Consider the following 10,677-nt stretch of genomic DNA (forward strand, 5'->3'; position numbering starts at 1 on the left):
ATCAGCCTGGCGATTTACGCGTCGGACCCCAAGCGACGTGCCGTCCGCGCGCGCTGGCGGGACGTACGTAGTCTACGCAATCTCTTGACGAGCATGGGATCGTGGGCCAACGCGTCTTCAGTATCGATCAGTGCGTTCAGGATCTGGTAATAGTGTGTAGCCGAGAGATCAAACAGCTCGCGGATCGCTTGTTCCTTGGCCCCTGAGTACTTCCACCACTGCCGTTCCAGGGCCAGCATCTGCTGGTCCCGTTCGCTGAGCGGCGAGTCGCTGCGGGTCCCGGCCGCAAGGTCTTCGAGGGCAAAACCACCTGACTGCGGCGCCATTGGTTCCGGTGCGGGCTCTGCCACGGCATACTCCTTCGACGCTTGTTGGGGAAAATGTCCTACCCCCATGTTACGGGCGAATAACAACGCTGTCATTCGCCGGGCCGGGCACGCGCGGGAGACAATGGCGGAGTGAATGGCGAGGATGCACTCTTTGACCTTGAGCCGACAGACCTGGGGGAGGCCGGTTTCGCCGGGCTGCCCGATCGCCCGCTGGAAGAGCTGATGGCCCCGGACTGGGCCGACGCCCTCCGCCCTGTGGAAGGCCAGCTTCGCAGCGCCTTGGCCTTTGTGGCGGGCCAAGCCAACAGCGGGGCCCACGTCCTTCCGGCCGCCAACAACCTTCTGCGCGCCTTCCAGCAACCGTTGGCCGACGTCAAAGTGCTGATCCTTGGGCAGGACCCGTACCCCACGCCGGGACACGCCGTCGGCCTTTCCTTTGCGGTATCACGGCAAACGCGACCCATCCCGCGAAGCCTGGCCAACATCTACCGCGAACTCCACGACGACCTTGGCCTGCCACCCCGGGTGCACGGCGACCTCAGCGCCTGGACGGATCAAGGCGTCCTGCTGCTGAACCGCGTCCTCAGCGTCAAAGCCGGAGATGCCGGTTCACATCGTGGCAAAGGATGGGAGGCCATCACGACGGCGGCAGTTACCGCCGTCGTCAACCGTACCGACGGCGTGGGGCGCCGTAGTCCGTTGGTGGCCATTCTCTGGGGGAAGGACGCCGAGGGCGTCGTGCCGCTGCTCGAAGGAGCGCCCTCGATCATCTCGGCCCACCCCAGTCCCCTCTCCGCCTCCCGCGGCTTCTTCGGTTCCAAGCCCTTCAGCCGCAGCAATGAGCTGCTTCTCGAACAGGGCGCCCAACCAGTCAACTGGGAACTGCCTGTCCTGTAACCGCTCGTCCTGAAACGCTCACTCACATCCCAAGCCCTTCAAACCCAACGCTCACTCACCTGGCTCCCGAAGCACCTGGGACATGCAAGAGGGCGTGTAACCTTCGACTCATCCCCAGCAGACGTGCAGGTAATTAGCTTAGGCTTACCTATATGACTGCTCTCCCCGTCACTTCGTCCGCCACCCGCACAACACGCCCGCAGGTCAACCTGACAGTCCTGCGGAACGAACGCCTTTCGCCGCACATGGTACGGATCGTGGCCGGCGGACCGGGCTTCGGCGACTACGCGAACAACCAGTACGTGGACCGCTACGTCAAGATCGTCTTCCCCCAGCCCGGCGTTGACTACCAGCTCCCCCTGGACCTGTGGGCCATCCGCGAGACCATGCCGCGGGAACTATGGCCGCACACCCGGACCTACACCATCCGCTGGGTGGACCTGGAAGCCCGGGAGCTGGCCATTGATTTCGTGGTCCATGGCGATGAAGGCCTGGCAGGTCCGTGGGCAGCAGAGGCCAAACCCGGCGACTCGTTGGTCTTCACGGGTCCCGGTGGCGCTTACAACCCGGCCCCGGAAGCCGACTGGTACTTGTTCGCGGGCGATGACGCCGCGATCCCGGCCATCGCCGCCTGCGTGGAGGCCCTTGCCCCTGAGGCCCGCGGAACAGTCTTCCTTGAGGTGGACAGCGAAGCGGACATCCTCCCCATCTCGGCACCCTCGGGGGTCAAGCTGCACTGGCTGTACCGCAACGGAGTACCTGCGGGTTCGAGTGACTTGCTGCTCGAGGCTCTGCGCAGCACCGAATGGCTTCCCGGCCGGGTGGACGTCTTCGCCCACGGCGAGCGGGGCTACATGAAAGGCCTGCGGGAGATTTTCTTCGTACAGCGTGGGCTGGAGCGCTCCCAGGTTTCCCTGTCCGGCTACTGGGCGCAAGGCCGCGTGGAGGAAGTGTTCCAGGCCGAGAAAAAGCTTCCGGTCGGGAAGATCTAGCCTCAGCCGCTAGCACTGGCTGCGCATTAACGACGAAAGGCACCGCCTCCAGGCGGTGCCTTTAATCGTTGGATCATCAGCGCCTGCGCACCCTGCGCCGCTCATTGCTGGACAGGCCCTTCGTCAGCGGCCTGGCCAGGTTGTCCCCGAGCACGATGCCCGCAGCCACTCCCAGCACGATGGCCCCGGCGTTGAGCATCCCGCCCGCACCAAGGAGGATGTCTCCCTCTTCCACGGTCAAAACATACATGGACCGGAAGATGGTGAGGCCGGGAAGCAGGATCAATGCCGCGGGAACTGCAACCACCAGCTGCGGCGCACCGAGTTTGAGCGCCACTACCCGGCCCAGCAGGCCGATCACCACCGCAGCCACTGCGGGCGACAAGCGATCGCCGAGTCCGGCTGCGCCGGCCCCCCACAAAACGAAGAAGCCCACCAAGCCGACTGCCGCCGTCGGGAATAACAAGCGCATTTGCGTTTGTTCGGTGACGCCGATGGCCACCACCGCAATGGCGATCAGGATCGCCCTCCCCCACAAGGGGTAGGCGTCGGGGAATGTATCAGTGACATCCAGGACGGCGCTGCCCATCAGTGTTCCGACCACCACGGCCACACCGATACCGGCCACGATGGCACCGAACGTCAACGCCGTGGAAAGGAAACGACCCGCCGCAGTCACAGGGAAGCCGTTGATCGCGTCCTGCACTGAGGAGACAAGGCGACCCGTTGGCAGGAGCAGCAGGATCCCACCGGCAACCACAATGGACGGAGCAATGTCCACACCAGCCCACCGCAGCATCAGGGCAATGAAGGTGACCAGGAACGCGCACGCCATGGTATTGAAGAAGTCCGCCGTCCGCCACCGTGCCAGCTGCCGTGACAGCAGGCTGATCAGGATGTTGGAGCAGAAAGCCACAGCAGACGCACCCAGCCCACCGCCAAGGACGCCCACGAAAACGGCCGAGAAAATACCGAACGCAATGGTGACCATCCAGCGAGGGAAAGGCTTGGCACTGCGGATGATCTCGTTCAAGCGGCGCACAGCTTCATCGCGCCCCACGCCCCCGGCCACAATGTCTGTCACCAGTTGGTGCACTTGCGCCAACCCCGCGTAGTTGTTGGTCCAGGAGCGGACAACACGCAGGAGCGTGATGGGTGTCTGGTCCTTGGGTGCGTAGTTAATGGCCACCGACTGGTTGGTGATGTCCACTTCCACGTTCTTCAATCCCAGCGCCGCCGTCACCGCGATCATGCTGGTCTCCACTTCAAGGGCACCGGCACCGTAGCGGAACATGACCTCGGCCAGATGCAGGGCGAAGTCGATGGTTTTGCGGGCGGAAGCATCCACTCCCACCACCTGGATGGTGGGGTTGGCATAAGGGCTTCCCGCCAACCGGTCCACGATGTTCATGGGCGCCGTGGGCGGGCTGTCACCTTGGACCAAGCGCATGAGCATGCGTTTGGCGTTGACGTTCTGCCGGACCTGGGATGGCCGCAGCGGCTGCGTTTTGGGCAACCCGTCAGTATGGGGCCTGCTGGCGGACCCGTCGGGGCGTTCAGTCACGCGGTGATCCTCCCTTGGCTTGTGTGATTAGCGGTTCCTCCGAAGTTTTCCTACTACCGGCAATTTCTCAAGTGGCAATCGTCCCAGCACTGTCTGGGCGGTCCCTGCGAGCTTCCTGACCGCGCGGTATCCGTGGAAGATGACCGGATTGACCGGGGCCACGAAGTCCCCCACCAGTTGGACCACTTCGCCGCCGAAGCCCTTCTTGAACTCGTACCCTCCGTGGCCGGTTTCATCCTGGCCTTGTATGCCGAACGTGCCGTAGAAGTTATACCGCGAGTATCCGTTGTTCAAGGCGTGCAGCATCATGCCCCAGTAGAGGGAAGTAGCGCCGTTGAAGTAGATGTAATCCTGCACGGTGCCGCCAATGACGCACACCAGTTCCTCGCCGGAGCAGGCAAAGTGGATGGCGGCCACAGTGGCTACGCCGACTGAATCCGGGAAGCGTTCGATGTCCTTGAGGCTGCGCTCGTAACTGTCAACGAGGTCCTGGACAACCTTGACCCTGTTGGCCTTCTTCTTGCTGCCGGTCTCCTCGACTTCCCGCTTCAGGTCTGCGAGGGTCTTGGATTCGGCATCGAGCCGTTCGGTGATCGAGGCCCGGTATTCCGGGATGTTGATCTTGGCCATCATGAGCTTGGTGAACTCGTCCGAGGTGTTGCGGAGCAGTTGCTCGTAGTACTCGCGTTCGCGGTACGTGAAGCCTTTCTCGTCCCCGGCAGTGCTCAGTGCGTTGTAGAACTCATCCAGCGTCTCCAGCGTTGCCTGTTCGAGGTAGACGCCGTTCTTCTCGGCTTTCCGGATGGCTTTGCGGGTGCGGTAGTTCATGCCCATGATGAGCTCTTCGGAATCAGCGATCCCATCCAGCTGCTTGATGAACATCCAGTTGATGTTGGCGAAGTTCATCTCGAAGCCCTGGTGCTTGAAGCCCAACCCTTCGAATTCCTTCAGCAGCGGACGGTTGTCCTCAACTTCGGGGTGCTCGGCGCCTTCTTCGTCCCGGGCGATGTACCGGATGTTGGGCGAGATCCGCAGTTCGGCGGCCTTCTTGCCGGCCGCGTGCTTCTTCAACTGCTCGACGACGAACCTCACCAGGGTGGGATCGCTGTAGTCCATCAGGGGTCCCTTGGCGCAGTCAGCGGTCTTGTAGCCCAGGCGGTTGGCCGTGTAGACCAGCTTTCCTGCAGCGATCAGGCCGCCGTTCTGCGTTACTCCGAAGAGTTCCACTTCCTGGCCGCGGGCACGCTGGAATCGCGTGAGGTCCAAGGACTGAATGAAGCTGCCCTGCGGGTGTCCCTTGGCGAATGTCTCGAAATCAGCGTCACTGAGAATCACGAATTCCATGTCGGTTCCAGCCTCAATCGGAGTCAAAGAAATTACCTCACCTAACAGTAGATTTGCACCCGTTGGTGGCCGGGGCGGGCCTGAATTTAGCTTGGGGACTTTGTGGAGTGGCGTCGCCGAGGCCGGCTGCTAGTAGAACTGTCCGCCGGTGCGCGTGGTCTCGAGCCGACGGAAGATGCGCTCCGCACCCTTGACCCACAGCTTGTGGCGGACAGGGCCCAGGACGAGGTCGTAGCAACCCACAAAATCCGTGACGGTCTTGGTAAAGCTTGTCTTGAACGATCCCAAGCCATAAAGCGGATGGGACTTGTCCTTGATGTGCGCGGCCGGCGGAGTTCCGCAGAAGTCGTACTCCACGCAACCGAGTTCCTGCATGCGCTGGATCGCGGCCCACTGCGCCAGGTGTGAATCGCCGTATTGCTTACGGTTCTGGGTGGATCCACCGTCCTTGTACGTGGCCTTTGATCCGTAGTTGATGACGAAAGCACCAACGCTGGGTGCGCCGTCCTCATGGACGAAGAAGAAGTGGCCCTGCCCGCGGCTGCAGAACTCTTCCCAGAACTTTGCGTAGTACTCGTAGCTCCGCAGGGGCATGGCCCCTTTAGCGTCCATGGTGTTCCGCATGAGGGCGTACAGCTTGCGGTAACTGTCCTCGCCGGGCTCTCCCTGCACAACCTCGCACCCTTCACGCTCGGCCCTGCGGACCGCGTTGCGTGCACGCGAGGAGATGCTCCTGAGCACTTCGTTGGCCGGGGCCGAGATATCCAGAATGGCAGTGGAGTCGTTGGATTGGATGTTGGGCGCTTTGACCAACCCGGCGGCCTTCAGTTGCGCAGTCACCTCAGGTGACTCCACGACGTCGGGCTCTATCTTGATGGTGAAGACGTTCATCTTCTGTTCCTTGGCCAAAGTAGCCACGGCCTTCAGCAGGGGCTGGATGTCTTCCACAGCAGCAACGTCCGGGCCCTTGATCAGGTACCAGAGCCGGCCCAGGACAGGGAACTTCTTCTCGAGGAGCAAGTTGTAGCTGCTGTATTCCTGGGTTTCGATGACGAGCCGGCGGACCAACCAGCCGTTACCGTCCTTGACTGCGGCGTAGGCGTCGGACTGCAGCATGTTGCCGCCGTTCGGGTTGGCCGTGACGTGCTTGTCCCAGTTGTCGATTTCCTCGGCGGTGGCAAAGCGGGCGGTAAATTCTCGCAAGGTGGCCGTGTCCAATCTCAGGGGTTTGGTGCAGTGTTCAAAAGCTCGGTACGCATGCGGACATGCAGCCCCAAGTCTATCGGGCCAAGCGAAATCGGCGATTCCGGGCTGGGACTGGCGTTCAAGAGGTCCTCTCTTGATCCCGAAGCTTCCGCCCCGGCAAAGCCGGGTCCGGGAGGGCGAGTGAGGAAGAGGTGCAACGTCGGGGCAAGGCCCTTCCGCTCTCAGCGTTGATCGTCTCTCCTCGATCGAATCGCTCTAAACGTCACTCGATCTCGAAGAACAGCATCACATTGAATCCCCGACGTCGACTGCTGGCGCCGTCACTCCTTCTTCGTAAGGACGTAGCTCTTATTCGGCAAATCCGGGTACCCAATGTAGATGGCGAGTTTCACCTCTCCGTCCTTCTTCTCAATAGCCAGGCGTCGAGCCACATCGAACCCATTACGAGAATCCGTCTGTTTTAGAACCAGCTCTATGCCGGGCTGGTTTTCGAATTTGATCGGCTCAGGTGCTAGTGATTGAAATTCCCAAACACCAACAGATGTGAACGGGGATGCCGCAAGGGTCTCGTCGCTGAGTTGACTTATGGGAAAGTCGGAGACGGTCGCGGTGTTGTCATCGTTGAGCTGGATCTCGGCTTGAGGAACGTCCCCATTCACGGTGCTTGCGGAAGCCGAGTAGGTCCAAGTACCGACAACTTCAGCCCGTTCAACCTCAGGCATTCGAGGGGAGGAACATCCCACCAGAGCCAGTAGGGCTATACACGCCATGGCTGTTGGATGCCAATGCTCCTGTAGCAACAGGGGCATCTTTTCGTCTCCGTCCATGATCCTTTTCCTCGCCTTCGTCAATGAATCCCCTACGAACAGTTGGGTCTAGCTCAAGCCCGCGGAAGGAAGCGGGCCGGTCTGCCCGGAGCCGCTTCCCTTATCACGCACGTATCGCCAGAATGTGGACAGGTCTTCGGCAGTGAGCGGGAGGCCCCACCCTTGGGGTGATCTGATGTCCTCGAGGTCCAGGTCACGACCGAACCAAGGGGGCCCGGATTCTTGCCAATCTCCGCGGTCATCTTGTGCCAGGAGGATTCCGATTTCCCAGTCTCTTTGTGCCCAAACTGACCAAGCCTCTGATGAACCAGTCACAGCGAGGACGTCTATTGAGGTGCCGAGAGAACCAGTCGACTCACCGTCTGGTTCCCACCACAGGGCACGTCCGTAGTCGTTGCGGATTGAAGAGCCGCTGAGCTCAAAGGCAGGAAAAATGTTGTAGGCGTCGCGGTAGGCGGCTACGTCCGGGGAGAGGACCAGCAACGTCACGTGGTCATCGCCATATTTGTCGACAAGCGCAGCCAAAACCGCTCCGAACTGATCATCCAACACGGTGTCGTACTCGTAAATCGTGGCGAACCCACAAGGTGCACGGAACGGCCATTCAGGAAACACGGCATTCAATGTCAGGTTTTGGGCAACGGCATCCCGGGAGGCTTCATACCGGGCGTAACTGTCCGGCTGGCCAACCGACGTGCTCATTTGGCTCCTAGTCTGATTTTCGGCGAAAGCTTCTGTTAGTCGGGATAAAATTTGCTCAGGACCTCCTCACCGAGGGTTCGCACAACTAAAGCGATGAGCACTGAAAGCAATGTACTAAGAAAACCCCATCCGGTTCATCCGGATGGGGTTGTTTCTTTCATCAACTTCAGCTGGCTATGCTTCTCTGCGAGTGCGGATTCCTCGTTGCATCGACATACTGGACTCTTCCGCTGGATCGAGCAATATCAACCTTGGGCGTGTTCCTGTTAAGGACATTGACAGACCGGGCGATCGGGGGCAGCTTCATTTCGGAAAGCCGCTTCACGGTAGGCGATGTCTTCCGGTTTAGTTGCTCGTCAAGGGTGACTTTCAAACGTGCTGCGAGAATCTCGCGACGCAACTTCTTGAACACCTGTTCTTTTCGTGCCCGATTCTTATCTATCGACTGAGCCATCTGCCTCCTCCCGCTCGTTCCTGGACCGGTGCTTGTCCTTATTGTCTCCCGCCCCAGCAGATTGGTCTACGTTGTAGAAACTCTGAACAACAGCTTTTTCTTCCTCGTCCAGACCTTCAAGATGGGCAGCCTCCTCAACGAGTTGCTCAATACTGTCGTCTCGCATCTCAGTGTCAGTGACTTCCCATACTGCATCGAGGAGCTCTTTGTCCCTCGTGCTGGCCAGCTCGCTTCGGGCCAATAGGTCCAGCATGCCCTTACCGTATGCATTCATCGCTTCATTTTCTGGATCAGCTGCCGCTTCCAATGCCCACTGCGTCCGACGCCACCATTCGGCTCTGGCATCAGCCTCGCGCTTCTGCTTAATAGTCCACCACCCTATGACGAATGCAACAATGGCGGCAGCGAGAGTCGCATATGAGCCGAACGCGCCCTAGACCTGCCAGTCCTGAGTGGCAGGAGCTACTGGTTTCAGTCCCTCCAGCGCTTTGATAACTCTGTCGACGATCTCCTGTATCTGCTGCTCATCCATATAGCTTGGCGCCGCGGCGGGCGCTACTCCCCCTCGTTGGTGAGCTTGGTGCTCATATCAGCGATAACTTTTGTAGCCTTCGGGTTCCACTGGACCCAAGGTCCTGGTTTCGAAATTTAGAACACCGACGATGCTCAGGTTGCGCAACAGTTCCAGTTCAGACTCCTTGAATAGACACCTCGGGTTTGGCAATGAGCGCTTATCCGGATCTGATCAGAACCAAAGCGCAGCTTTCCTCGTCAGATGAGTTTGGCTACAGCTTGATCTGGTCCGGGCGCTCCAACTCGATCGCCTTCGGTTGCCTGCCCAGTTCACGCTGGCCGCTGACAAGCCGGTCAGCGTTGGCAAGCCTGCTGAGGCTCAGCCCGGTTAGGTCTGCGATCTGCCCAATGGGAACCTGGAAGGTCCGGAACGGTCCCAGCGGAGGTGGCTCTCCTTCGAGGAGGCGCTGATCGATGGCCCGTTTCAGCTCGACCTTGCCCAGGAGCGGCGACTGGTCAAGGACGAACCCGACGGCGGCCAGCTTGGCATCATTGGTCCACGCGGCGATCTTCCAGAATTTGCGCGGGATTTGGACGCCCCGGTAAGGCTGGTCATCGTCCAGGAGCACGGGTCCCGTGAAGACGCTGATCTTGGCGTCGTGGGCATCCGCATGACTCAGCACGTGGTCCTCGAGCCCCACCCAGAGTTCTTTGCCTTGGTTGAAGTCGTCCACCTGTGGGGCAGCGTTGGTGAAAACGAAGGTGTCCTGGTTGGCTTTCTTTGCGGTAGCAGCATCTCCCCAGACGGGATCCAGCCGCCGGACCAGGTGGCCGCGGTCGAAGGCGTTGTTCTTGTAAACGTCCGGGCCCGCCTGCTGTTCCCGCGGAATCCTGTCGTCGAAGTGCCACGTTCCCTCACGGGCCAGTGGGTTCAGCTCGGCACCGCTGATGTTGACTCCCACGATCGCCGCGAGCTTCCGGGACACCCGGAAACGCACGGAGAAGTGGATGTAGTCCAACAGAATCGTCGTTGCCGACGGACTGGGCAGCTCAAGCCGTGCCCGCAAAAAATCCCTGTCGTATCCCCCGCTCATGGATACAGCATGGCACTAGGCACTGACAGTAAACAGACTCAGCATTCGACGACGTTGACAGCGAGGCCGCCCATCGCGGTTTCCTTGTACTTATCGGACATGTCCTTGCCCGTTTCCCGCATGGTCACGATCACCTCATCCAACGAGACCCGGTGCGTACCATCACCCCACAACGCCATCTTCGCCGCGTTGATCGCCTTCGCCGCAGCAATCGCGTTCCGCTCGATACACGGAATCTGCACCAACCCGCCAATCGGATCACACGTCAACCCCAAATTATGTTCCATCGCGATCTCCGCCGCGTTCTCCACCTGACCCGGCGTACCACCCATCACCTCAGCCAAACCAGCAGCAGCCATCGACGACGCCGACCCCACCTCACCCTGACACCCCACCTCAGCACCGGAAATGGACGCCTGCTCCTTATACAAAACCCCCACAGCACCAGCAGTGAGGAGGAACTTCACCACCACATCGTCCCGGTCCTTTTGGGAGGCCTTGTCCATCCCCGGGGCGTAATTCAACGCGTAATACAACACCGCCGGAATGATCCCCGCAGCACCATTGGTCGGCGCCGTCACCACCCGGCCGCCCGAAGCGTTCTCCTCATTGACCGCCAACGCGATCAGGTTCACCCACTCCTGCCAATACTTCGGATCATTCCGGTCCTTGTCCTCCTTCAGCAGCCGCTCCAACCAATCAGGAGCACGACGCCGGACCCGCAACCCACCAGGAAGCACACCCTCACGCTTCAA

Annotated in this window: 11 protein-coding genes; 2 read left to right on the plus strand and 9 right to left on the minus strand. The window is 60.3% G+C overall.

From position 1 onward, the window contains the following. Positions 1-14: 14 nt before the first annotated feature. A complete protein-coding gene (locus BLQ01_RS08575; protein ID WP_175493384.1) occupies positions 15-326 on the minus strand; it encodes a DUF3263 domain-containing protein in 312 nt (103 codons plus the stop codon). 132 nt (positions 327-458) lie between these two features. On the opposite strand from BLQ01_RS08575, the gene BLQ01_RS08580 reads away from it, so the two are divergent. After that, positions 459-1,226, plus strand: a complete 768-nt coding sequence (locus BLQ01_RS08580) for a uracil-DNA glycosylase (RefSeq protein WP_091551101.1) — start codon at positions 459-461, stop codon at positions 1,224-1,226. 152 nt (positions 1,227-1,378) lie between these two features. Beyond that, positions 1,379-2,218 carry a siderophore-interacting protein gene (locus BLQ01_RS08585; RefSeq protein WP_091551102.1) on the plus strand — a complete coding sequence of 280 codons (840 nt, stop codon included), beginning with the start codon at positions 1,379-1,381 and terminating at the stop codon, positions 2,216-2,218. Positions 2,219-2,294: 76 nt separating this feature from the next. On the opposite strand, the gene BLQ01_RS08590 is transcribed toward BLQ01_RS08585, so the two are convergent. From BLQ01_RS08590 to BLQ01_RS08625, 8 genes are all read right to left on the minus strand, one after another. Then, positions 2,295-3,782: a threonine/serine exporter family protein gene (locus BLQ01_RS08590; protein WP_026543243.1), complete on the minus strand. Its 1,488-nt coding sequence runs from the start codon at positions 3,780-3,782 to the stop codon at positions 2,295-2,297. A gap of 27 nt (positions 3,783-3,809) precedes the next feature. After that, entirely contained in the window at positions 3,810-5,126 is a 1,317-nt protein-coding gene (locus tag BLQ01_RS08595) for a peptidoglycan bridge formation glycyltransferase FemA/FemB family protein (RefSeq protein WP_091551104.1), read from the minus strand. Between the two features lie 129 nt (positions 5,127-5,255). Then, on the minus strand, positions 5,256-6,344 hold the full coding sequence (locus BLQ01_RS08600) for a lipid II:glycine glycyltransferase FemX (RefSeq protein WP_081733450.1): 1,089 nt from the start codon (positions 6,342-6,344) through the stop codon (positions 5,256-5,258). A gap of 308 nt (positions 6,345-6,652) precedes the next feature. Further along, positions 6,653-7,159, minus strand: a complete 507-nt coding sequence (locus BLQ01_RS08605) for a hypothetical protein (RefSeq protein ID WP_091551106.1) — start codon at positions 7,157-7,159, stop codon at positions 6,653-6,655. Positions 7,160-7,207: 48 nt separating this feature from the next. Beyond that, entirely contained in the window at positions 7,208-7,861 is a 654-nt protein-coding gene (locus BLQ01_RS08610; protein WP_091551108.1) for a hypothetical protein, read from the minus strand. 434 nt (positions 7,862-8,295) lie between these two features. Further along, positions 8,296-8,589 (minus strand): hypothetical protein, encoded by a 294-nt coding sequence (locus tag BLQ01_RS08615; RefSeq protein ID WP_091551109.1) that lies wholly within the window; start codon positions 8,587-8,589, stop codon positions 8,296-8,298. 511 nt (positions 8,590-9,100) lie between these two features. After that, positions 9,101-9,922, minus strand: a complete 822-nt coding sequence (locus tag BLQ01_RS08620) for a DNA/RNA non-specific endonuclease (protein WP_091551111.1) — start codon at positions 9,920-9,922, stop codon at positions 9,101-9,103. Between the two features lie 38 nt (positions 9,923-9,960). Next, positions 9,961-10,677, minus strand: a 717-nt coding sequence (locus BLQ01_RS08625; RefSeq protein ID WP_091551112.1) for an L-serine ammonia-lyase, incomplete at its 5' end; no start/stop codon positions are given.

Source organism: Arthrobacter sp. UNCCL28 (genome assembly GCF_900102805.1).
In the GTDB taxonomy this organism is placed as follows: domain Bacteria; phylum Actinomycetota; class Actinomycetes; order Actinomycetales; family Micrococcaceae; genus Arthrobacter; species Arthrobacter nicotinovorans_A.